19 protein-coding genes and 1 pseudogene are annotated in these 22,325 nt (G+C 59.5%); 14 read left to right on the top strand and 6 right to left on the bottom strand.

The genetic code is table 11. From position 1 onward, the window contains the following. The first annotated feature begins 14 nt into the window (after nucleotides 1-14). The 13 genes and pseudogenes from rpmA to L904_RS21380 all read left to right on the top strand — a co-directional run bounded on the left by rpmA (nucleotide 15) and on the right by L904_RS21380 (nucleotide 11,843). The gene (rpmA, locus tag L904_RS21440; RefSeq protein WP_003492686.1) at nucleotides 15-284 is read left to right on the top strand and encodes a 50S ribosomal protein L27; all 270 of its coding nucleotides are present in this window, start codon (nucleotides 15-17) and stop codon (nucleotides 282-284) included. Between the two features lie 131 nt (nucleotides 285-415). Continuing rightward, nucleotides 416-1,048 carry a GNAT family N-acetyltransferase gene (locus tag L904_RS21435; protein WP_003505256.1) on the top strand — a complete coding sequence of 211 codons (633 nt, stop codon included), beginning with the start codon at nucleotides 416-418 and terminating at the stop codon, nucleotides 1,046-1,048. Beyond that, nucleotides 1,045-1,638 (top strand): GNAT family N-acetyltransferase, encoded by a 594-nt coding sequence (locus L904_RS21430; RefSeq protein WP_035265260.1) that lies wholly within the window; start codon nucleotides 1,045-1,047, stop codon nucleotides 1,636-1,638. The genes L904_RS21435 and L904_RS21430 overlap by 4 nt, the downstream gene beginning before the upstream one ends. Before the next feature lie 168 nt (nucleotides 1,639-1,806). Next, entirely contained in the window at nucleotides 1,807-2,877 is a 1,071-nt protein-coding gene (obgE, locus tag L904_RS21425) for a GTPase ObgE (protein ID WP_035265258.1), read from the top strand. Continuing rightward, entirely contained in the window at nucleotides 2,874-4,043 is a 1,170-nt protein-coding gene (gene proB, locus L904_RS21420; RefSeq protein ID WP_035265256.1) for a glutamate 5-kinase, read from the top strand. The genes obgE and proB overlap by 4 nt, the downstream gene beginning before the upstream one ends. Next, nucleotides 4,036-5,322: a glutamate-5-semialdehyde dehydrogenase gene (locus L904_RS21415; protein WP_035265253.1), complete on the top strand. Its 1,287-nt coding sequence runs from the start codon at nucleotides 4,036-4,038 to the stop codon at nucleotides 5,320-5,322. Before proB ends, L904_RS21415 begins: the two co-directional genes overlap by 8 nt. 42 nt (nucleotides 5,323-5,364) lie before the next feature. Continuing rightward, nucleotides 5,365-5,949 (top strand): nicotinate-nucleotide adenylyltransferase, encoded by a 585-nt coding sequence (locus L904_RS21410; protein WP_051671949.1) that lies wholly within the window; start codon nucleotides 5,365-5,367, stop codon nucleotides 5,947-5,949. Between the two features lie 113 nt (nucleotides 5,950-6,062). After that, on the top strand, nucleotides 6,063-6,506 hold the full coding sequence (gene rsfS, locus L904_RS21405) for a ribosome silencing factor (protein WP_035236703.1): 444 nt from the start codon (nucleotides 6,063-6,065) through the stop codon (nucleotides 6,504-6,506). Between the two features lie 159 nt (nucleotides 6,507-6,665). Next, entirely contained in the window at nucleotides 6,666-7,148 is a 483-nt protein-coding gene (gene rlmH, locus L904_RS21400; RefSeq protein ID WP_035265250.1) for a 23S rRNA (pseudouridine(1915)-N(3))-methyltransferase RlmH, read from the top strand. A 159-nt stretch (nucleotides 7,149-7,307) separates the two neighbouring features. Next, the gene (locus L904_RS21395) at nucleotides 7,308-8,705 is read left to right on the top strand and encodes a murein hydrolase activator EnvC (protein WP_035265283.1); all 1,398 of its coding nucleotides are present in this window, start codon (nucleotides 7,308-7,310) and stop codon (nucleotides 8,703-8,705) included. After that, nucleotides 8,695-10,022: pseudogene (locus L904_RS21390) on the top strand (S41 family peptidase). Before L904_RS21395 ends, L904_RS21390 begins: the two are co-directional and overlap by 11 nt. Nucleotides 10,023-10,084: 62 nt before the next feature. Further along, a complete protein-coding gene (locus L904_RS21385; RefSeq protein WP_020811991.1) occupies nucleotides 10,085-11,284 on the top strand; it encodes a divergent polysaccharide deacetylase family protein in 1,200 nt (399 codons plus the stop codon). 46 nt (nucleotides 11,285-11,330) lie between these two features. Then, nucleotides 11,331-11,843 carry an RNA pyrophosphohydrolase gene (locus L904_RS21380; RefSeq protein ID WP_020811992.1) on the top strand — a complete coding sequence of 171 codons (513 nt, stop codon included), beginning with the start codon at nucleotides 11,331-11,333 and terminating at the stop codon, nucleotides 11,841-11,843. A 42-nt stretch (nucleotides 11,844-11,885) separates the two neighbouring features. Here the strand turns inward: L904_RS21380 and bfr are convergent, their stop codons facing one another. From bfr to L904_RS21360, 4 genes are all read right to left on the bottom strand, one after another. After that, nucleotides 11,886-12,371, bottom strand: coding sequence for a bacterioferritin (gene bfr / locus L904_RS21375; RefSeq protein WP_003520274.1), 486 nt, complete (start codon nucleotides 12,369-12,371; stop codon nucleotides 11,886-11,888). Continuing rightward, entirely contained in the window at nucleotides 12,337-12,648 is a 312-nt protein-coding gene (locus tag L904_RS27300; RefSeq protein WP_003505234.1) for a bacterioferritin-associated ferredoxin, read from the bottom strand. Before L904_RS27300 ends, bfr begins: the two co-directional genes overlap by 35 nt. A 266-nt stretch (nucleotides 12,649-12,914) precedes the next feature. Continuing rightward, complete coding sequence (phbB, locus tag L904_RS21365) at nucleotides 12,915-13,640, bottom strand: acetoacetyl-CoA reductase (RefSeq protein ID WP_003520276.1); 726 nt, start codon at nucleotides 13,638-13,640, stop codon at nucleotides 12,915-12,917. 171 nt (nucleotides 13,641-13,811) lie between these two features. Next, a complete protein-coding gene (locus L904_RS21360; protein ID WP_035265247.1) occupies nucleotides 13,812-14,993 on the bottom strand; it encodes an acetyl-CoA C-acetyltransferase in 1,182 nt (393 codons plus the stop codon). A gap of 243 nt (nucleotides 14,994-15,236) precedes the next feature. On the opposite strand from L904_RS21360, the gene phaR reads away from it, so the two are divergent. Continuing rightward, on the top strand, nucleotides 15,237-15,812 hold the full coding sequence (phaR, locus tag L904_RS21355) for a polyhydroxyalkanoate synthesis repressor PhaR (protein WP_003520279.1): 576 nt from the start codon (nucleotides 15,237-15,239) through the stop codon (nucleotides 15,810-15,812). Nucleotides 15,813-15,868: 56 nt separating this feature from the next. On the opposite strand, the gene L904_RS21350 is transcribed toward phaR, so the two are convergent. Further along, the gene (locus L904_RS21350) at nucleotides 15,869-17,245 is read right to left on the bottom strand and encodes an MFS transporter (protein ID WP_035265245.1); all 1,377 of its coding nucleotides are present in this window, start codon (nucleotides 17,243-17,245) and stop codon (nucleotides 15,869-15,871) included. Between the two features lie 106 nt (nucleotides 17,246-17,351). Further along, complete coding sequence (locus tag L904_RS21345; protein WP_035265242.1) at nucleotides 17,352-22,112, bottom strand: NAD-glutamate dehydrogenase; 4,761 nt, start codon at nucleotides 22,110-22,112, stop codon at nucleotides 17,352-17,354. Nucleotides 22,113-22,325: the final 213 nt, after the last annotated feature.

Here is a 22,325-nt window from a genome sequence, read left to right as displayed (position 1 = left end):
AAAGGAGAACTCCAATGGCACACAAAAAAGCTGGCGGTTCCTCGCGTAACGGTCGCGATTCCGAATCCAAGCGCCTTGGCGTAAAGAAGTTCGGCGGCGAAGCTGTCATTCCAGGCAACATTATTCTGCGTCAGCGCGGCACGCAGTGGCATCCGGGCGCCAATGTTGGCATCGGCAAGGACCACACGATTTTCGCACTGACCGCAGGTAACGTGAACTTCCGTACGAAGGCCAATGGCCGCGTATTCGTATCCGTGGCCCCGAAAGCGGAAGCCGCAGAATAAGCCGGTAAGCGTCATATGCAGCCGGTGTCCCATCGACCCGGCTGAGACGTATCAGGTTCAGTCAAGAAAACAGGGGAGATGGGGCACCACCCAACTCCCCTTTTTCTTTAACCCCAAGGAGGGACTGAACCATGCAAGCTGAATTGTTGAGGGTTGACCAATCACGGTCACCCGAGGAACGGCCGAGGCCCGATCGGTCGAGGAGCGATTGCCCCGTTTTACTGTCGCAGAGGCTGGTTTTGCGCAAGCCTCACGAAGAAGACATCGACGCCCTTGCCCATCTTGCCAACAATGCCAATATTGCGACCATGGTGTCGCGTATGCCGCACCCTTACACGGCCAAAGACGCCGCGGATTTTGTGCGACGCTCCAAAGCTGGCGAGATTGGCAAGTGCGTCTATGCGATTACCCGCATGGACAATGGCGAGTTTCTGGGCTGCTGCGCGCTCGAACCCCAGGAAGACGAAAAGACGCTGGAAATCGGTTACTGGCTGGGGGAACCCTACTGGAACCGGGGTTACATGACGGAAGCCGCGCATGCGCTGATCGACATGGCCTTCCGCACGCGTGAAATCGACCAGATCGATGCCCGTTGCCGGGTCACCAACATCGCGTCGCGCCGCGTCATCCAGAAATGCGGTTTCCAGTTCCAGGGCTCCGGCATGGTCGGTTCTCTGGCGCTTGGCGGCATGGTGCCGGTCGAATGGTACAGGCTGGACCGCAAGACCTGGGTTTCGCTGAAGAGCTGGGGGGATATGGGATGAGCACGATAGAGCTTACCCGTCGCCGCGCCGCCACTGCCGTAGCGCCGCCCGGCCCCTGCCCTGTCATCGAGACAAAGCGTCTGGTGCTGCGGCCGCAGCGGCTTTCCGATGCCGGCAGCATTGCGGAATCGCTTGGCGATTTCGCCGTGACCAGAATGTTGGCCCGCGTTCCGGCGCCCTACCACAAGCAGGATGCGCTGGAATGGCTGGTCTTGCGCACCTCCGGCACCCTGCCCGACTGGGATTTCGCCATTACCAGCGGCGACGATACCCTGATCGGTGTCGTCTCGGTGGAATTGCGGCACGGCGAGTGGCATCTCGGCTACTGGCTGAACCGCTTCTACTGGGGCAAGGGTTACATGACCGAGGCGGTGGCCGCCGTGGTCGAGCGGTTCTTCCGCCGTATGCCCGGAGTGGCCCTTCACTCCGGCGTATTTGCGGATAATCCCGCTTCGCTGCGCGTGCAGGAAAAACTCGGCTTCCGGGTGACCGGTTGCCATCAGGTCTACGCCACGGCGCGCGCCGCCATGGTGGCGCATATCGGTACGAAGATCACGGCTGAGGATTTCATTCAGCCGCATCGTACTTGAGGAGCATTGCAAGGCCGGTTTGATCCAAACCGGCCTTGTCTCGCGCATGGGCTTCCCGCACGATAGTCTTTGACCTTGCGGAGAAGCGCTTGTATTCGAAACGACGATATTTTTGTTCGACGCAATGGCAAGATTGTTGCGTCCGCAAACCGACAGAACGGCAGTCCGATGAAATTTCTCGATGAAGCAAAAGTCTATATCAAGTCCGGTGACGGTGGCGCGGGCGCCGTTTCCTTCCGGCGCGAAAAATTCATCGAATTCGGCGGTCCTGACGGTGGCGATGGCGGACGCGGCGGCGATGTCTGGGTTGAGGTGGTCAACGGCCTCAACACGCTGATCGACTTCCGTTTCCAGCAGCATTTCAAGGCCTCCATCGGACAGCACGGCATGGGCAAGACCCGCACCGGCGCCAAGGGTTCGGATGTGGTGCTGAAGGTACCCGTCGGTACGCAGATATTCGAGGAAGACAATGAAACGCTGATCGTCGATCTGACGAAGGAAGGCCAGCGCTTTCGTCTTGCCGCCGGCGGCAATGGCGGTTTCGGCAATGCCTATTTCAAGTCGTCGACCAATCAGGCGCCCACCCATGCCAATCCGGGCCTTGCCGGCGAGGAAAAGACGGTCTGGCTTCGCCTGAAACTGATCGCCGATGCCGGTCTCGTCGGTCTGCCCAATGCGGGTAAATCCACGTTCCTTGCGACGGTCACCCGTGCGCGGCCGAAGATCGCCAACTATCCCTTCACCACCCTTCATCCGAACCTGGGCGTCGCGACCATCGATGGCCGTGAATTCGTGTTGGCCGATATTCCCGGTCTCATCGAAGGCGCGCATGAGGGTGTGGGCATCGGTGACCGTTTCCTTGGCCATGTGGAGCGTACCCGCGTGCTTCTGCATCTCGTTTCCGCGCAGGAGGAGAAAGTCGGCAAGGCCTATAAGACTGTTAAGGCCGAGCTGGACGCCTATGGCGGCGGGCTGACCGACAAGCCGGAAATCGTGGCGCTGTCGCAGATCGACGTGCTGGATGAAAAAGAGCTGAAAAAGAAGGCCAAGGAACTGGAGAAGGCCTGCGGTCGTCCCCCGCTACTTCTCTCCGCTGCTGCCCATATCGGCATGACGGAAGCGCTGCGCGCCCTTCGCGATGTCATCGTCTCGGCGAGCAATGGTGGCGAAACCGCCCTGCCCGACCGGTCGATGCCGCATGAGGACAGCGAGGCCGAGGAAGAGGACGACCGTCTATGAGCCTGACGCGCAAGCCGCTGGCGAGCCATCACCGGATCGTCATCAAGATCGGATCGGCGCTTCTGGTGGACCGGAAGACCGGTCTCAAGAAAGACTGGCTCGACGCCATCTGCGAGGATATCGCCGCGCTGAAGAAAAACGGTGCGGATGTACAGGTTGTGTCTTCGGGCGCCATCGCGCTTGGCCGCACCGTGCTTGGCCTGCCTTCCGGTGCATTGAAGCTGGAAGAAAGCCAGGCGGCGGCGGCTGTCGGCCAGATCGCGCTGGCGCGGGCATGGTCGGAAAGCCTGTCGCAGCATGAGATCGTCGCTGGCCAGATTCTTCTGACGCTCTCCGATACCGAAGAGCGTCGCCGTTATCTCAATGCGCGCGCCACCATCAACCAGTTGCTGAAGATCGGCGCCATCCCGATCATCAATGAAAACGATACCGTGGCGACCACCGAGATCCGTTATGGTGACAATGACCGTCTGGCGGCGCGTGTGGCGACCATGACCGGCGCCGATCTTCTGGTGCTGCTTTCGGATATTGACGGGCTTTACACGGCTCCGCCGCATCTCGATCCCGACGCGAAATTCCTTGAGACGATCGCCGATATTACGCCCGAAATCGAGGCCATGGCAGGCGGTGCGGCATCCGAGCTTTCACGCGGCGGCATGCGCACCAAGATCGATGCGGGCAAGATCGCGACCGCTGCCGGCTGCGGCATGATCATCGCTTCCGGCAAGACGCTTAATCCTTTGAAGGCTATTGAAAACGGCGCGCGCTCCTCATGGTTTGCGCCTTCAGGTACGCCGGTGACGGCGCGCAAGACCTGGATTGCCGGGCAATTGCAGCCGGCCGGCGAAATCCATGTGGATGCCGGTGCGGAAAAGGCTCTTTATGCCGGAAAAAGCCTGCTTCCGGCGGGTGTGCGACTGGTGAAGGGCAATTTCGGCCGTGGTGATGCAATCGCCATTATCGGTGCGGAAGGCCGTGAAGTCGCTCGTGGTCTTGCGGGTTACGATGCTGAAGAGGCGCGTCTTATCATCGGTCACAAGTCCAACGAGATCGAGGCGATCCTTGGTTATGTCGGGCGGGCGGCCATGATTCATCGTGACGATCTGGTGATGACGGGCGCTGCCATCAAAGTTAAAAATGCAAAGAAGGATGAGGTCCATGCCTGAACAGGCCGTGAAGCAGAGCCATGATATTGACGCGTTGATGATGACCATCGGCGCTCAGGCGAAAGCTGCTTCGCGACCGTTGTCCATCGCCGGCACAGACCAGAAGAACCGCGCGCTGCTTGCCATGGCCTCCGCCATCGAGGCATCCAGGGATGCGATCCTTGCCGCCAACAGGAAAGATCTGGTCGCCGCGGAAAGCGCAGGCCTTGCCGTTTCCTTCGTGGACAGATTGACCCTCAACGATGCAAGGATCGCCGGTATTGCCGAAGGCATCCGTTCGGTTGCGGCGCTGCCCGATCCGGTCGGTGAAGTCATCGCCGCCTGGGATCGTCCGAATGGGCTGAAGATCGAGCGCGTGCGCACACCGCTCGGCGTCATCGGCGTGATTTACGAAAGCCGACCGAATGTGACGGCGGATGCCGGCGCTTTGTGCCTCAAGGCGGGCAATGCCGTCATCCTGCGCGGCGGCTCGGATTCGCAACATTCATCGCGTGCTATCCATGCCTGCCTCGTGGAAGGCCTGAAGATCGCCGGTCTTCCCGAGCATGCCATTCAGCTGGTGCCGGTGACCGATCGCGCCGCTGTCGGCGCGCTTCTGAGTGGATTGAACGGCACGGTTGACGTCATCGTGCCGCGCGGCGGCAAAAGCCTCGTGGCGCGGGTACAGTCGGAAGCCCGTGTGCCGGTCTTCGCGCATCTGGAAGGCATTTGTCATGTCTACATCGACAAATCGGCCGATGTCGACATGGCGAAACGTATCGTCGTCAATGCCAAGATGCGCCGCACCGGTATTTGTGGGGCGGCCGAAACGTTGCTGGTGGATGCCGCTGCCGTTTCCACGCATCTTACGCCGCTCGTCAAAGCCTTGATCGAAGCCGGCTGCGAAGTACGCGGTTCGCAGGCCGTTTGCGATGTGGTGGCGGGTCTCACGCCAGCAACGGAAGAGGACTGGCGCACCGAATATCTCGATGCGATCATTTCCGTCGCCGTGGTGGAGGGTATTTCGGGCGCGATCGAACATATCGGCACCTATTCGTCCAACCACACCGAGGCGGTGATCGCCGAGGATCCCGATGTGGTCGCGCGTTTCTTCAACGAACTCGATTCGGCTATTCTACTGCATAATGCCTCGACGCAGTTCGCGGACGGCGGCGAATTCGGCATGGGTGCTGAAATCGGCATTGCCACGGGCAAGATGCATGCGCGGGGCCCGGTCGGCGTCGAGCAGCTTACCTCGTTCAAATACCGGGTGCATGGCACCGGCCAGACACGGACCTGATATTTGCCGGCTGACAAGCGCCTCGACAGACGTTATCTCACCATGCCGCATGTGGAGCGCGGCATGGTCGTCGGCCTGTTCGGTGGTTCTTTCAATCCGCCGCATGCGGGTCACGCGCTTGTGGCCGAGATTGCGCTGCGCAGGCTCGGTCTCGACCAGCTCTGGTGGATCGTCACACCGGGCAACCCGCTGAAAAGCCGTTCGGAGCTGGCGTCTCTGGAAGATCGTATCGCCGCCTGCGAAAAGCTGGTCCACGACCCGCGCATCAAGGTGACGGCCTTCGAAAAATCACTGGGGATGAGCTATACGGCCAATACGCTTGCCAAGGTGAAGGCGAAGAATCCGCATGTCCGTTTCGTCTGGATCATGGGAGCGGACAATCTGAAAAGCTTCCATCGGTGGCAGAAATGGCGGCGGATCGCCGAGACATTCCCGATTGCCGTGATCGATCGGCCAGGCTCCACGCTCTCTTATCTTTCCTCCACCATGGCGCAGGCCTTCAGCCATGCACGGGTGGATGAGGACGATGCTGGCGTTTTGTGGAAAAAAGCGGCCCCTGCCTGGGTTTTCATTCACGGTCCGCGCTCCACGCTCAGCTCCACGGCGCTTCGCAACGGTCGTAAATGACGCCTTCGATCACAAATGATGTATGTGCCGGGTGTCGAAGGGTCCATATCTTGAAAAGTTAATGCTTTGATGCCACCTTCATTATGTGACGCAGAGAATCGCGTCGCCAGTACCTGTTTTGTCATTCTTGGAAAGGAAAACCTCTGACAACAGTACACGCCAAGGGAAGAGCATTTGTTGCTATCCCGAAGGGCCAGGACAGTGGCGCCGATGCCGCCGGCCATGCCCTCGAAACCGTCCTCGCGAGCCTCGAGGACTCCAAGGCTGAAGATATCGTCTCTCTCAACATTGCCGGAAAATCGGCGCTTGCGGACTACATGGTCGTGGTCTCCGGGCGGTCGAACAGGCATGTTTCGGCGATTTGCGAGCATCTTCTCAAGGACATGAAGGATGAAGGGTTCGGAAACGCCCGCGTCGAAGGTCTCGAGACCGGAGACTGGGTGCTGATCGATACCGGCGACATCATCGTTCACGTGTTCCGCCCGGAAATCCGCGCCTTCTACAACATTGAAAAAATGTGGGCGACGCCGGACATGCCGGAAGAGACGCTGCATTGATGCGGTGAGCCTTTGAGCGAGTGCATCGCTTTTGCCGAAGATCATATCTGACTTCGGAAACGGTGCCTCTGGCCGGAAATCAGACCGGCCGCATAGGAATCCGCAGGCTATGCTGTTAAGAGCGTGATCCTGTTGGGTCACGACGAATGCAGGTTTGCGATGCGGATTTCAATTTTTGCGGTGGGACGGCTGAAATCCGGCCCCGAAAAGGATCTTGCGGCCCGTTATATCGAGCGCCTGGCAAAGACCGGCCCGGCGATCGGGTTGGAGTTTTCGCGGGTGATCGAGGTTGCCGAAAGCCGCGCTTCCAATGCGGAGACCCGCAAGCGCGAAGAAGCCGCGATGCTGGAGAAACATCTGGCCGATGGTGCTGCCCTCGTGCTGCTGGACGAGCGCGGAAAGGCGCTTGATAGTCCTGCCTTCGCTTCATTTTTTGGCGATCTGCGCGATAGCGGCAAGCGAGACCTCGTGATCGCCATAGGCGGAGCCGATGGGCTCGATCCCGCGCTTTACGACAAGGCGACGGCCGTTCTCAATCTCGGCAAGCTGACATGGCCGCATCAGATCGTTCGTATCCTGATCGCCGAGCAGCTTTACCGCGCTGTCACGATCCTCTCCGGTCATCCCTATCATCGCGTTTGATCGGGTTTCGATTCGGATAATTGTCTCAATTTCAACATGAAGCTCCGCGACACCGCTGACAGCGCACGGCTTTGGCGGCGGCCTTTCCAGGGCCTCTTGGAAGATCGCGGCAAAATCCCTAATATCGGCGCTTCTGCTTCGGCATCAAAGAAAGTTCACATGGACAACAGGCCTCAACGAAAACGGCACGCTGCCCTTGCGGGCGCGGTTATTGCTGCTTTCGTCATGGGCATCGGTCCGACCTATTCGCGGGACGATGCGGGCGCCGTTCCGGCCGCAGGCGATGATTCGTCGCCGGATGCGCTGCAAACGCTGGAGAAGCGCCGCGACCAGAACCGGCAGGATCTGGAGGAGCTGGTCGACAGCATCGGTCTTTCGGAAGACAAGACAAGGAAGCTTGAGGAAAGCATCGCCTCCCTCAATCAGGACAGCGCCCGCATCCGGGAAGAGCTGATCGCATCGGCTGCCCGGCGTAAGGCGCTGGAAACCAAGATCAGCGACGGTGAGGATCGCCTGGCCAAGCTTTCGGTGCGCGAGGATGGCGTCAAGGCGTCGCTGCGTGAGAGGCGCGGCGTGCTGGCGGAGGTTCTGGCGGCGTTGCAGCGCATGGGCCGAAACCCGCCCCCCGCCCTTCTCGTCTCGCCGGAGGATGCGCTGGCGTCCGTGCGAAGCGCCATTCTTCTCGGCGCTGTCGTGCCCGGCATTCGCGGTGAAACCGACAAGCTGGTCGCCGCTCTCAAAGAATTGACTGATCTGAGGCAGGCAATCGCTCGCGAAAAGGACGATCTTACGGGTATGATGACGGCAAGTCTGGAAGAGGAAAAACGTCTCGACCTGCTGATTGTCGAAAACGATCGCAAGAATACCCAGACGGCGACAGAGCTGGAGGCGGAACGCAAGCGATCCGAAGAGCTTGCGAGCAAGGCGACGAGCCTCGAGGGGCTGGTCAGTTCGCTTGAAGGCGAGATTACCTCGGTGCGGGAGGCGATGGAAAAGGCGCGGGCGGAAGAGCAGCGTCTGGCCCGTCTTTCGGAGGCGGAACGCGAAAAGGAGCGGGCCGCGGCCGAGGCTGGAATGCCTGATAAAAACCGTATTGCGCCCGCATATCCCTTCGCGAGTTTGAAGGGAAAGCTGGAGGTTCCGGTTGCGGGCGAGGTGCTGCGGCGCTTCGGCGATGCGGATGGAACGGGCCACTTTTCCAAGGGAATTGTCGTCGCGAGCGGACCGGAAGCCATCGTGACGGCGCCTGCAGACGGCTTCGTGGTGTTTGCCGGAGATTTTCGCAGTTATGGCCGGATGATTATCCTCAATACGGGTGATGGATATCATGTGGTGATGACGGGCATGGACAATGTGAGGACGCGGCAGGGAATGTTCGTGTTCTCCGGAGAGCCCATCGCCTCCATGGGTGCAAAAAGAGTAGCGAGTGCAGCAGCATTGGCGCTGGAAACCGACAGGCCAACGCTCTACATTGAGTTCAGGAAAGATGGTGTACCGGTTGATTCTCAACCGTGGTGGACCGCAAAAAATACCGGAAGGGCGCACAATGATTCGTAAGGTTTCGCTTCTCCTTATCGGTGGGCTTATGGGCGCCACGGCGATGAGCGTGATTTATTCGGCGAGCATGCCGGCACAGGCGGCCGGGCCTTCGACCTATAAGGAACTGTCGATCTTTGGCGATGTGTTCGAGCGCGTGCGCGCACAATATGTGACGCCGCCGGATGACGAGAAGCTGGTGGAAAACGCCATCAACGGCATGCTGAGTTCGCTCGATCCGCATTCGAGCTTCATGAATGCCAAGGATGCCAACGACATGCGCACCCAGACCAAGGGTGAATTCGGCGGTCTCGGCATCGAAGTGACCATGGAGAACGAGCTCGTCAAGGTCATTACGCCGATTGACGATACACCGGCTTCCCGCGCAGGCATTCTCGCCGGCGACTTCATTTCGGAAATCGACGGTACGCCGGTTCGTGGCCTGAAGCTGGAGCAGGCGGTAGAAAAGATGCGCGGCGCGGTCAAGACGCCGATCAAGCTGACGATCATCCGCCAGGGCGCCGACAAGCCGCTCGAATTCACCGTCATGCGCGATGTCATTGCCGTTCGCGCGGTGAAGTCCCGCGTCGAGGGCGACAATGTCGGTTATCTGCGCGTCATCTCCTTTACCGAGAAGACCTATGACGATCTCGAAAAGGCGATCAAGAAGATCAAGGCGGACGTGCCGGCCGACAAGCTGAAGGGTTATGTGCTCGACCTTCGCCTCAATCCGGGCGGTCTGCTCGATCAGGCGATCAATGTCTCCGACGCCTTCCTCGAACGTGGCGAGGTCGTTTCGACCCGTGGCCGTAACCCCGACGAGACCCGCCGCTTCAACGCGACGGCAGGCGATCTGACCGATGGCAAGCCGGTAATCGTGTCGTCAACGGCGGTTCGGCTTCGGCTTCGGAAATCGTTGCCGGCGCCCTGCAGGATCTGCGCCGTGCCACCGTGGTCGGCACGCGTTCCTTCGGCAAGGGTTCGGTCCAGACGATCATTCCGCTCGGCGAGGCGGGCGCGCTGCGCCTGACCACGGCGCTCTATTACACGCCGTCGGGTAAATCGATCCAGGGTACGGGCATTGAGCCTGACATCAAGGTGGAGCAGCCATTGCCGCCCGAGCTGCAGGGCAAGGTGACCACCGAAGGTGAATCCGGTCTTTCCGGCCACATCAAGGGCCAGAGCGAAACCGACGAAGGTTCGGGTTCCTCCGCTTATGTTCCGCCGGAAGCCAAGGACGACATCCAGCTCAACTATGCTCTGGACCTGTTGCGCGGCACCAAGACGGATCCGTCTTTCCCGCCGAACCCGGAAAAGGCTGTGGTCAACAAGCAGTAAGATAGTGCGCCGGTCAGCCGGCGCATTCCATCTATTGCCCAACCGTTTGGACGGATCGTTCATTGCCTTCGGACCTGCGAAAACCACTTCTGGGTCGTCAGAAAAAAGGCGCCGGTATCAACCGGCGCTTTTCCGTCATTATGGCTCTGTCGGTGCTTGCGGTTTTCTCAATCGGCGGCCTGTCCGTCTATACGGCGCTTTCGCCCGGCAATTTGCAGAAGACGGCGAGCGGGCCGGATGCACAGCCTCAGCTTGCCGAAAAGACACCTGAAACCCCAGCGGCCAAGGCAACGGCGCCCGCTGACGCTGCCGCTCTGCAGCCGCAAAGCGGGCGCTCCGGCGCCAACATTAATCGTGAGACAATGCCTGATGGCAATGTCGTATCGGTTTACTCTCCCCGCCCTCGCGAGGGTGATGGGCCGGTGCTGATGAGCGGCCAGACCTATGGTCAGGATCCGCGCATGGCGACGCGACCCAATGAGGAACTGCTGGAAGAAACTGCATTCGGCAGATTGCCGGTTGTCGGTGCGGACGGTTTGCTGCCGATGGAGCAATATGCGCGGCCCTGGTCTGGCGCACGCGGCACCCGGGTGGCGATCGTGGTCGGCGGGCTGGGTCTCAGCCAGACGGGGTCGCAAAAAGCGATCCGGGAGCTGCCGCCGGAGGTGACGCTCGGTTTTGCCGCCAGCGGCAACAGCCTGCAGCGCTGGATGCAGGAAGCGCGCCGACAGGGACATGAAATCCTTCTGCAGATACCGCTTGAGCCTTTCGGTTACCCCGGCACCAATCCCGGCCCGGACACCCTGCTGGCGGGTGATCCCGCCAAGGTCAACATCGACCGGCTGCATCGCTCCATGGCGAAGATCACCAATTACACCGGCATCATGAATTATCTCGGCGGGCGTTTCCTTGCCGAGCAGGCGGCGCTGGAGCCGGTAATGCGCGACATCGGCAAGCGTGGCCTGCTGTTTCTGGATGACGGCTCTTCGGCGCAGTCGCTGAGCGGCGGCATTGCCAAGGCGATTTCCGCGCCACAGGGTTTTGCCGATATTCTGCTCGACGGCGAAGTCACCGAAGCTGCCATTCTGCGCAAGCTGGACGAACTGGAACGAATTGCACGGCGGAACGGCCAGGCGATCGGCGTTGCTTCGGCTTTCGATGAAAGCGTTGCCGCGATCTCCAAATGGTCGCGCGAGGCTGGTGGGCGCGGCATCGAGATTGTCGGTGTTTCTGCGCTTGTTTCCGGGCAGGCAGGGCAGTAAACCTTGCGTGCGGCCATTTCTGGCGCTCAGACAGTGCGGGTTTCCCATGACAATCAAAGCAGAAGATTTGCCTTATCGTCCCTGTGCGGGAATTATGGTGTTGAATGCCGAAGGGCTTGTCTGGGCAGGCAGGCGCATCAAGGAAGGCAATTCCGAATATGATGGCTCACCGCATCTGTGGCAGATGCCGCAGGGCGGCATCGATGACGGTGAGCGGCCTTTGACGGCCGCCATTCGCGAACTCTACGAAGAAACAGGCATGAAAACGGTGAGCCTGCTTGCGGAGGCGAGCGACTGGATTCACTATGACCTGCCACCTGAACTGATCGGTATCGGCCTCAGGGGCAAATATCGCGGGCAGGCGCAGCGCTGGTTTGCGTTCCGTTTCGAAGGCGACGAAAGCGAGATCCAGATCGATCCGCCGCCGACCGGGCACACCGCCGAATTCGACGCATGGGACTGGAAGCCGATGGAAAGCCTGCCGGAGCTCATCGTGCCGTTCAAGCGCGCGGTATACGAGCAGGTCGTGGCGGAGTTCCAGCACCTTTCCGGCAAATAAAAAAGGCGGCCAAGGCCGCCTTTTCTGTCCTGTCGCCAGTGCTTATTCCGCTTCGTTGGCGGAATCGGCGTTGAGCTGGCCGTATTTTTCCTCGCCGATCTTGCCGAGCAGTTCGAGCTGGGTTTCGAGAAAGTCGATATGGCCTTCCTCGTCGATCAGCAGTTCTTCGAAAAGCTTCATGGAGACGTAGTCTCCGGCCTCATAACAGATATCACGCGATTTCTTGTAGGAGGTGCGGGCGTCATATTCGCCGGCGAGGTCGGATTCCAGAACTTCCTTGACATTCTGGCCGATGCGCAGGGGCGCGACGGTCTGAAGGTTGGGATGGCCTTCAAGGAAGATGATGCGTGCGACCAGCTTGTCGGCGTGCTGCATTTCCTCGATGGATTCAGCACGTTCCTTTTTGGCGAGCTTCGTGTAGCCCCAGTCTTCCAGCAAACGATAGTGAAGCCAGTACTGGTTTACCGCACCGAGTTCGAGAAAAAGGGCCTCGTTAAGCCGCTCGATGACTTTTTTGTCGCCTTTCAATGTCCGCTCTCCTGTTCTCTTCATGGAATTGTTTCAGGCGGGACATAAAATCAAAAACATCGGCCTCAGTCGAGTGGCGACGGGCATGATATTCTTCGGTGGTTTTGATGATCAGGTCGACAACGGTGGGGAAACAGCCGCAACAGCGACCGCGTTTTTCCATGGCGTGATACACTTTTGCAGGAACGATGAGCTGCCAACAGTCCTCGTCGAGGAGCTCGTTGATGACGTCCCGGATATCGTGATCGGTGATGTAATTGCAGCTGCAAACCAGCATGATGGACTGCCTGTATGACGCAACACGTTGTTTTCGTTCTTAAACCAAAACAGGACAGCAAATGTCAAGAAAAACCTCTTAATGAGTCGCCAAGGATTTTCTAGACTCATTCTAAACTATACAAAAACTATCGTATTTTCATTAGTTTAGGATGCGCGTCATTCCAGTGTTTCATCTTCAAGTTTTTGTGCGCGGCAAAATTATCGAAGCTGCGATCACGGAAAGTTTACTGAGTTCAGGCGGCCAGGAAGGCAGGATCAACGGCCTCAGGCGAAATATTGTCCGCCATTGGCCGTCATGGTCGAACCGGTGATGAAACCCGCCTCGTCGGAAACCAGAAACAGAACGCAGCGCGCGATTTCTTCCGGCTCACCCAGCCGTCCAACGGGAATTTGCGGCACGATCCGCTCAGCCAGAACCTTCTCCGGTATAGCTCTCACCATCTCCGTGCCGATATAACCGGGGCAGATGGCGTTGACGGTGATATTGCGGCTGGCGCCTTCCTGGGCGAGCGCCTTGGTGAAGCCGATATCGCCCGCTTTCGAGGCGGAATAATTGGCCTGTCCCGCCTGACCTTTCTGGCCATTGATGGAGGAGATGTTGACGATGCGGCCAAAGCCGCGGTCGCGCATGCCCGGCCATACGGGGTGGGTCATGTTGAACACGCCGGTGAGGTTGGTGTCGATCACCTCGCGCCATTGCTGCGGCGACATTTTATGGAACATCGCATCGCGGGTGATGCCGGCATTGTTGACGAGCACCTCGACGGGACCGAAGGTCTCTTCTACCCTGGCTATGCCATTGACGCAGGCGTCATAGTCGCGCACGTCCCACTGAAAAGCGGGGATGCCGGTTTCTTTCTGGAATGCTTCCGCCCTGTCCGTCGTGAAGGCGTAATTGACGGCCACCCGGTAGCCGGCCGCCTGCAGGGCGCGGGCGATTGCGGCGCCTATGCCGCTCGTCCCGCCGGAAATCAACGCAACCCGGCTCATATCGGCCTCCATGACCTGTCATTGAAGCGCCTGCATATGCGAGGATGCTTCCATATCTTGCAGAACTTGTTCGTCGTGCTCACCGGCCACAGAAATGCGGCCAATGGGAGACCGCTTCTACCCTATTGCGCGCTGAACCGGAATTGCTTTTTGGCAAGTCGTGTGGCGGTTTCAGAGTGCTTCGATGCACATGGCGACGCCCATGCCGCCGCCGATGCAGAGCGTTGCAAGACCCTTGGACACGTTACGGCGGCGCATTTCGAAAATCAGGGTGTTGAGGACGCGCGCGCCGGAGGCGCCGATCGGATGGCCGATGGCAATCGCCCCGCCATTGACATTGACGATGGCAGGATCAAGGCCAAGTTCGCGCACCACGGCGCAGGACTGGGCCGCAAAGGCTTCGTTGGCTTCCACAAGACCAATATCGCTGATCGACCAGCCGGCTTTGGCCAGGGCCTTGCGGGAGGCGGGGATGGGACCGGTGCCCATGATCTGCGGATCGACACCCGCCGTCGCCCAGGAGGCGATACGGGCGAGCGGCCTGATACCGCGCTTTCCTGCTTCCTGTTCCGACATCAAAAGCGTGGCGGCGGCGCCATCGTTCAGACCGGAGGCGTTGCCGGCCGTGACCGTCCCTTCCTTGTCAAAGGCGGGGCGCAGCTTGGCCATGGTTTCCAGCGAAGCCCCGGCGCGGATATGCTCATCTGTATCAATGACGATATCGGCCTTACGGCCCTTCACCGTGAAAGCCACGATCTCATCTGCAAAACGGCCGGCGCTTTGCGCGGCTTCGGCCTTGTTTTGCGATGCGACGGCGAATTGGTCCTGCTCGTCGCGGGAAAGCTGCCATTGGCGGGCGATGTTTTCAGCGGTGATGCCCATGTGGTAGCCATAGAAGGCGTCGGTAAGGCCATCTTTCAGCATGGTGTCGATCATCTTGAAATCGCCCATCTTCACGCCGCCGCGCAAATGGGCGCAGTGGGGAGCCATGGACATGGATTCCTGCCCGCCGGCAATGACGATGTTTGCGTCGCCGGTCACGATCTGCTGCATGCCGAGGGCCACGGCGCGCAGGCCAGAGCCGCAAAGCTGATTGAGGCCGAAGGCGGTCGCTTCCTGTGGAATGCCGGCCTTCATGGCAGCCTGCCGCGCCGGGTTCTGTCCCTCGCCTGCCGTCAGGACCTGACCGAGAATGACTTCATCGATTTCGTTTGCCGCGACACCGGCGCGCTCCAGCACGGCGCTGATGACGGTCGCCCCGAGTTCATGGGCTGGCGTATTGGCGAAGTGGCCGTTGAAAGAGCCGACGGCTGTGCGCGCGGCGCTGGCAATCACGATTGAAGGCAGGGTCATCAGTTTTCTCCTCACTTGCGGGCGGAGACTGGCAAAGCTTTCAATACAAGTCAAATGGCGAAAGTTGCTTTAAAAGATGTTGCTAAATCACGCCGAAATCTTGCGGAAAATTGCTGCGCAAAAAACAAACTGTTGCGATGCACAAAACATTTGTCAGAGGGCTCGTTTTGCGCATACACTTTGCGGCGGGAAGAGCAATAACACCAAAAAACAAGAAAATACCATCATCGCGAGGAGGCGGGCATGGCGAAACACGACGGCGAAACAATCATTAAAAAATACGCCAACCGGCGGCTCTACAATACCGGTACCAGCACCTATGTGACGCTCGATGATCTGGCGCAGATGGTCAAGCGCGGCGAGGACTTCAAGGTTCAGGATGCCAAGTCCTCCGAAGACATCACGCATGCGGTGCTGACGCAGATCATCGTCGAACAGGAGGCCAAAACCGGCAATACGTTGCTGCCGACGGCGTTTCTGCGGCAATTAATCTCCTATTACGGCGACCAGATGCAGATGGTCGTGCCGACATTTCTCGAACATTCGATGAAGACCTTCTCCGACCAGCAGAGCCAGATGCAGGAGCATATGGCCAAGGCTTTCGGCGATGGTTCGCTTGCCCGCAATTTTCAGGCGCCGCTGCAAATGATGGAAGAGCAGATCCGCCGCAATACGGAACTGTTCCGGCAGGCGATGCAGGGTTTCACACCTTTCGCAATGCCGCAGGCGCCCAAGGAAACCCGCAAGCCGAATGCATCCGAAATCGATGAGCTGAAGGCGCAGTTGCGCGCATTGCAGCAAAAGCTCGATCAGCTCTGATCCTGTCGGGCCGATGCCCGGTTTCAGCAAACCGCATCGGCTTTTGCTTCAGACTTTCAGCCTGCCGTTCTTTCCGGCACGCGCAGCAACAGCAGGAACCCGGATCCCAGAAATACGATGAGCGTCGCCATGCCGATATGGGCGGAGCCGCTTATCGTGGTTGCTATGGAAAACGACAGCGTCGCCATGAAGCTGGTGGCGCGTCCGGAGAGCGCATAAATACCGAAATAACGACCCGCCTCGGCGACAGTGATGTTGCGGGCAAGATAAGATCGTGACGAGGCCTGAACCGGGCCGAAGGCAAGGCCGATCAACACACCATAAAGCAGATAGGCCTTTTCCGCGCCGGTGGCGAAGATGCCGCCATTATCTGCGGTCGACAATTGTATCCAGCCGAAAAGGGTGGAGCCCTTTTCCGTCGAGACGATTCCGAGCGTGGCCAGCAACAGAAGCACGAGACTGATAAGGATGGTGATGCGCGACCCGAGCTTCTGGTCGACGCGCCCGGCGGCAAAGCAGCCGGCGATGGCAACGATATTGAGCAGGATGCCGAAGAGCCCGATTTCCATCGTCGCCCAGCCGAACATGCCGGCAGCGAAGGCCCCGCCCAGAATGAGCACGCCATTGACGCCGTCCTGATAAAGCATGCGCGCAATCAGAAACCGCAACAGCACGGGGCGGTAGCGCAGCTCGCGCAGCGTGATCTTCAGTTCCCCCATCCCCGAGCGGATCGCGGCTGCGAAGGGTAAGCCCTTTTCAGCATCGGGAGTGAGAAGAAACATCGGCAGAATGAAGATGAGATACCAGACCGCGGCGAGCGGGCCGGTTATTCTGGCATCCTCGCCGGTTGCGGGATCGAGGCCGAAAAGAGGCCTGATACCGGCGATGGTCACCCCGGTTTGTGGATTGGCGGCCAGAAGCGTCACCACGGCAATCAGCACCACCATGCCGCCGAGATAACCGAGCCCCCAGGCGAGATTGGAAATGCGCCCGACATTTTGCGGGCTGGTCAGGCGCGGCATCATGGAATCGTTGAAGACGATGGAAAATTCCGCCGCGATGGACGCGAGGATCATGCAGACGATTGGAAGGATGAGCGGCGAACCGGGTGCGGCAAACCAGAGGAAAAAGAGACTGACAATCTTGATGACGGCAAAGAAGGCGATCCACGGTTTGCGTGCGCCGGACTGGTCGGCGATGGAGCCGAGAATGGGGGAGAATAGGGCGATGATGATCGAAGACACCGTCGCCATGTTGCTCCATGTCGCCTGCGCCGAAATAGGATCATCGGTGAGCCGTGCGACGAAATAAGGCCCGAAAACGAAGGTCGTGACGACCGTAAAGAACGGCTGCGCCGCCCAGTCGAACATCACCCAGCCCCAGATGCCGCGTTTGGCAACCACTGTTTCCGCATTTGGGGAAGGGACAGTCATTCATCGTCCTATCGGAAAATCGGGAAATAAAATGCGCGATGCGGGTGCATCCATCTTGTCTGGCGCCATCCGGGAGGACCCGGATGGCGTTTTTTGAGGCTGCCGATCAGCGTGCCTGGACGATATCGCCAAGCAGCCCGGCCGCGACCGTCAGACGGGCAAGGTTGGTGTCGCCGCTGTCGCTGAGCGCGCCGAGTTCGGAGACGATGCGGTTGACGCGCACGCGATCCGCCGCATACCAGGCCTGAACCGGATCCTTTTCTTTGGCGTATTCGGTCAGCGCGGAGATGACGATCCGGCGTCTCGACGAGGAGATCTGGTCCTGGCTGCGCAGGAGAGCCAGACTCTCGTAATGATCCGCCGGTGTGATGCGCTGGCTTGCATCCAGCAGACGCGCGACGCGGAAGGTCGATGAGACGGTGGCGTAGCTTTCGGCGGCGCGGGCAAGCGTCGTACCGGCGCTTTCGGCGATGCGCATGATCTCCGGCACATAGACGAGCAGGGAAAGCGTATCGAGTTCCTCCAGAAGACCGGAAGGAACGCCGTCGATTTCCGTGACGCCGAGTTCGCGGCGGTACTTCGCCGCTGCCGGCGATAGCGTCTTGATGGCGGTTTTCAGTCGCTCGATTTCGGTCGCCATGTCACCTGCGGCCGCACTCGCGCTCCCGGTTTGCAGGTAAAGCCTGCTCGCATCCGAGAAGATACGCGTGATCATGGCATAAAGCCCGTTCTGGACTTCACCGCCGACCTTGCCGTCAAGCGCGTCGACTTCGCTCCACAGGCGTTTGAGACCGAAACCATCCTCGACGATCACTGCTGCCTTGACGACGTCGGCCGCCAGAAGACCGCTCGCATCGGCAAGTTTCTGCACAAAGCCCGGGCCGCCGCGATTGACGACGGCATTGGCGAGCGCGGTCGCGACGATTTCGCGATGCAGACGATGCGACTTGATATCGTCCGCATAGTTCTTCTGCATCTTGGCCGGGAAATAATCGACCAGAAGATGCTGGAGATAGGGTTCGTCGGGAAGCGTGCTTGCCACCAATGCATCGAACAAAGTGAGCTTGGCATAGGAGAGGAGCACGCCGATTTCCGGCCGGGTCAGCGGTTTGCCGGTGGCGTATCTTTCGCTGAATTCGGCATTGTTGGGCAGGGTTTCGACCTTGCGGTTCAGTTGTCCGGTCGCCTCCAGCGCGCTCATCAGGCGGCCGAGTTCTTCGCGGTTCGAAAGGCCCAGCCGCTCCGTCAGCGAGATCGCCAGCGATTGCAGGTAGTTGTTGCGCAATACCAGCTGCGCCACTTCCGGCGTCATGGAAGCAAGAAGCTGGTTGCGTTTCGGCATCGTCAGGCGACCGCTGTTCACGGCGGAGGCAAGCGCGATCTTGATGTTGACCTCGACGTCCGAGGAGTTCACGCCGGCCGAGTTGTCAATGGCGTCGGAATTGCATCGCCCGCCCGAAAGCGCATAGGCGATGCGCCCCTTCTGGGTGATGCCGAGATTGGCGCCTTCGCCGATGACCTTGGCGCGCAGCTCGGTTGCGTTGACACGAATGGGGTCGTTCGCCCTGTCACCCACCTCGGCATTGGTTTCCACCGCCGCCTTGATGTAGGTGCCGATGCCGCCGAACCAGAGGAGATCGGTTGGTGCCTTCAGGATGGCCGTCATGATCTCGAAGGGCGTGGCGACGGATTTGTCGATGCCGATGGCGGCCACGGCTTCCGGCGTCAGCGTCACCGATTTGTCGGAGCGCGAGATGATCATCGCACCGGCGGAGAGGGCCGAACGATCGTAATCCTGCCAGCTGGAACGCGGCAGTTCGAAAAGCCGCTTGCGTTCGGCAAAGGACTTGTCGGTGTCGGGATCCGGATCGATGAAGATGTCGCGGTGATCGAAGGCGGCGATCAGCCTGATCTTTTCCGACAGCAGCATGCCGTTGCCGAAAACGTCGCCGGACATATCGCCCACGCCCGCCACCGTGAAGGGGGTGGTCTGGATGTCGGTGTCCATTTCACGGAAATGGCGTTTCACCGTTTCCCAGGCGCCACGGGCGGTAATGCCCATCTTCTTGTGGTCGTAACCGGCCGAACCGCCCGATGCGAAGGCGTCGTCCAGCCAGAAACCGGCCTCATGGGCAAGACCGTTCGCCGTATCGGAGAAGGTTGCCGTTCCCTTGTCGGCGGCGACGACGAAATAGGGGTCGTCACCGTCGAGGCGCAGCGTGTCGGCTGGCGGTACGATGGCATCGTCGACGATATTGTCGGTGATGGAGAGCAGGGTGCGGATATAGGTCTTGTAGGCCTCGCGGCCGGCATTGAAGACCTCGTCGCGGGAGCCGCCGGCCGGCAGGTTCTTCGGGAAGAAGCCGCCCTTGGCGCCGACCGGAACGATCACCGCATTCTTGACCTGTTGCGCCTTGACGAGGCCGAGCACTTCCGTGCGGTAATCCTGGCCGCGATCCGACCAGCGCAGACCGCCGCGCGCGACCTTGCCGAAGCGCAGATGCACGCCTTCGACCTCTGTTCCGTAGACGAAGATTTCGCGGAAGGGACGTGGGTCGGGCAGGCCGTCCAGATGTTTCGGATCGAACTTGAAGGCCAACAGGTCACGCGGCGTGCCGTCGGCATTTTTCTGGAAGTAGTTGGTGCGCAGCGTCGCGTCGATGGCGTTGACGTAACGCCTGAGCGTGCGGTCCTCGTCGAGATTGGGAACGCCGCTCAATGCCGCTTCGATTGCCTTGTGTATTTCGGCAAGTTTCTTCAGCCGCTTCTTTTCGTCGACGGACGGATCGAAGCCGGCTTTGAACAGCGCGAAAATATTGCGGGAAATCGCCGGATACTTATAGAGCGTTTCGGAAATATGCTCCTGCGAATAGACGATGCCGGTCTGGCGGAGATAACGGGCATAGGCGCGCAGTACGGAGACTTCGCGCACGGTGAGGCCGCAGGCGAGGATCAGGCGGTTGAAGTTGTCATTGTCGACCTTGCCGGAGAAGGCGGCGAGGAACGCTTCTTCGAGTTTCTGTCCATAGTGCGGCAGATCGAGCGTCGTTCCCTTGGCGACCGACAGTTCCATGTCGTGCAGCACGATGTCGCGCTTTTCGCCGTCCGAAACGACACCGATATCGAAGGTGCGCTCGCTGATGACGTTGAAACCGAGATTTTCGAGCAGCGGTACGCGGCGTGAAAGCGGCAGGTGGCCGTCGCGGTGGAAAATCTTCAGCGACAGCGTCTCCGCCGATTGACCTTCCTGCTGGTAAAATTCGATGCGGACCGGCTCGCCCTTCGCGGCGCCCAGAATATCCGGCATGTCGCCGATCGCTTCTTCCGGCGTGAAGGCTTCCTGATAGGCCTGATCGACCTCCAGCACCGGCGCTCCCGGCTCGGACAGGGCGACGAAATGGTCTATCCAGCGCGCCGCAATGTCGCTGACGGCGTCTTCGAGCTTGTCCTGGGCGATGCGCGGCGTCTTGCCTTCCGTTCGGCCGACGATGAAGTGGACGCGGGCGACGGCGCCTTCGGGGAAGGCGGGGTAATAGGCGGAAATATGCCCGTCATAGACCGTGCTCAGATAGTCGCCGATCTTCTCGCGTACATAGGAATTATACTCCTCGCGCGGAACGAAGATGATGGCCGAAACGAAACGGTCGAAACGGTCGATACGTGCAAGCACGCGCACGCGCGGCCGGTCGCTCAGTTCCATGATCTGCTCGACGAAGCGGATCAGAAGATCGGTTTCGATCTGGAAAAGATCGTCGCGCGGATAGGCTTCCAGCGTGTTCTGCAGGATGCGGCCGGAGTGGCTGTTCGGATCGAAGCCGAAATGCCGCTCGACTTCCGCGACCTTGGCGCGCAGCAGCGGTATCTGCTTGACTGAGCGCGTATAGGCGGTGGCGGTGAAGAGGCCGACGATGCGCAATTCGCCGATGACATTGCCGTCCTCGTCGAAGCGCTTGATGCCGATATAATCCATATAGGCGCGGCGGTGCACGATGGATTTCACATTGGCCTTGGTGACGATGAGGAAATCCGGGCCGTCGAGGAAGGCAAGGATTTCCGGCGTCGTCGTCACGGCATTCTTGCCGAGGCGCAGCACGCGCACATCCGGATCGCTGAGGCTGCCGAGACCGACGCCGTCACCGCGCTCGATCTTCGCGTTCTTTCCCTTGCCGGAATAGGTGTAGTCACGCATGCCGAGGAAGGTGAAATTGTCGTTGCGAAGCCAGTTGAGGAATTCTACGGCTTCCGCACGCTCGGTCTTGCGCCGTGACGAACCGCGCTTGGACAATTCATCCAGCGCCTCGTCGAGTTTCGCCAGCATGGGCCGCCAGTCGCGATAGGCGAACTGAACCTGCGTCAGCACGAAGCGCAGTCTTTCTTCCAGCGCTGCGGCGGCTTGCGGCGTGAGCGGCGCGATATGCAGCTGGATGAGGCTGATATTTTCAGCAGGATCATCCTCGGGTTCCGCAAGACGATAGCCCGCCTGCGCGCTTTCGTCGCGCACCAGGATCGGGTGCACCGCGAGGTAAAGACCGCGATAGCTGCTGGTGACCTCGCCCATGACGGAATCGTAAAGGAAGGGCATATTGCGGCCGATAATGGTCAGGACCGTTACCGGAATATCCCGCGGCGAAACGCCCTCCACCTGGGAGATGCCGATGTACGGAGCGTCTCCGGTCCAGTGCGAAAGCGCCTCGAAACTGTGAGCGGCGCTCGCAGCCAGCATCTCGGCGGAATAATATTCTATATCGTCGGCGCTTGCCCTTCCATAAAGAATACCCGGATCAAGAAATTGGACATTTTCGGCAATTGCCTGCTGGCGCGCTTTTTCGATCTGTTTTTCGCGTTTTGGATTATTTCTGTAGCCCATTTGACGTGGATTCCTCCAAAAATCACACTTTAATATAAAAAAGCATCGCCAATTTGCGGATTTTGCCTTTTCAGTCGAATCGGATATTGGCGTGGAATTACGAAGAGTTTAAGAGGCTTTCGTGTTTCTTCAGTCGGTAAGTGAAATTTTTTTGCTCCTTTTGCCATGAGGGCCTGTCACGAAGCATTTTGACAGTATTTCTGCGGCTAATTT

This window comes from Agrobacterium sp. LY4, assembly GCF_001526585.1.
Lineage (GTDB): Bacteria > Pseudomonadota > Alphaproteobacteria > Rhizobiales > Rhizobiaceae > Agrobacterium > Agrobacterium leguminum.
Note: the sequence above shows the minus strand (reverse complement) of the source record. Positions and strands in the feature narration are given on the sequence as shown.

Coding starts and splice junctions, on each gene's coding strand:
- rpmA (WP_003492686.1), top strand. CDS start 15: ATGGCACACAAAAAAGCTGGCGGTTCCTCGCGTAACGGTCGCGATTCC.
- L904_RS21435 (WP_003505256.1), top strand. CDS start 416: ATGCAAGCTGAATTGTTGAGGGTTGACCAATCACGGTCACCCGAGGAA.
- L904_RS21430 (WP_035265260.1), top strand. CDS start 1,045: ATGAGCACGATAGAGCTTACCCGTCGCCGCGCCGCCACTGCCGTAGCG.
- obgE (WP_035265258.1), top strand. CDS start 1,807: ATGAAATTTCTCGATGAAGCAAAAGTCTATATCAAGTCCGGTGACGGT.
- proB (WP_035265256.1), top strand. CDS start 2,874: ATGAGCCTGACGCGCAAGCCGCTGGCGAGCCATCACCGGATCGTCATC.
- L904_RS21415 (WP_035265253.1), top strand. CDS start 4,036: ATGCCTGAACAGGCCGTGAAGCAGAGCCATGATATTGACGCGTTGATG.
- L904_RS21410 (WP_051671949.1), top strand. CDS start 5,365: ATGCCGCATGTGGAGCGCGGCATGGTCGTCGGCCTGTTCGGTGGTTCT.
- rlmH (WP_035265250.1), top strand. CDS start 6,666: ATGCGGATTTCAATTTTTGCGGTGGGACGGCTGAAATCCGGCCCCGAA.
- L904_RS21395 (WP_035265283.1), top strand. CDS start 7,308: ATGGACAACAGGCCTCAACGAAAACGGCACGCTGCCCTTGCGGGCGCG.
- L904_RS21380 (WP_020811992.1), top strand. CDS start 11,331: ATGACAATCAAAGCAGAAGATTTGCCTTATCGTCCCTGTGCGGGAATT.
- L904_RS27300 (WP_003505234.1), bottom strand. CDS start 12,648: ATGCTGGTTTGCAGCTGCAATTACATCACCGATCACGATATCCGGGAC.
- phbB (WP_003520276.1), bottom strand. CDS start 13,640: ATGAGCCGGGTTGCGTTGATTTCCGGCGGGACGAGCGGCATAGGCGCC.
- L904_RS21360 (WP_035265247.1), bottom strand. CDS start 14,993: ATGACCCTGCCTTCAATCGTGATTGCCAGCGCCGCGCGCACAGCCGTC.
- phaR (WP_003520279.1), top strand. CDS start 15,237: ATGGCGAAACACGACGGCGAAACAATCATTAAAAAATACGCCAACCGG.
- L904_RS21350 (WP_035265245.1), bottom strand. CDS start 17,245: ATGACTGTCCCTTCCCCAAATGCGGAAACAGTGGTTGCCAAACGCGGC.
- L904_RS21345 (WP_035265242.1), bottom strand. CDS start 22,112: ATGGGCTACAGAAATAATCCAAAACGCGAAAAACAGATCGAAAAAGCG.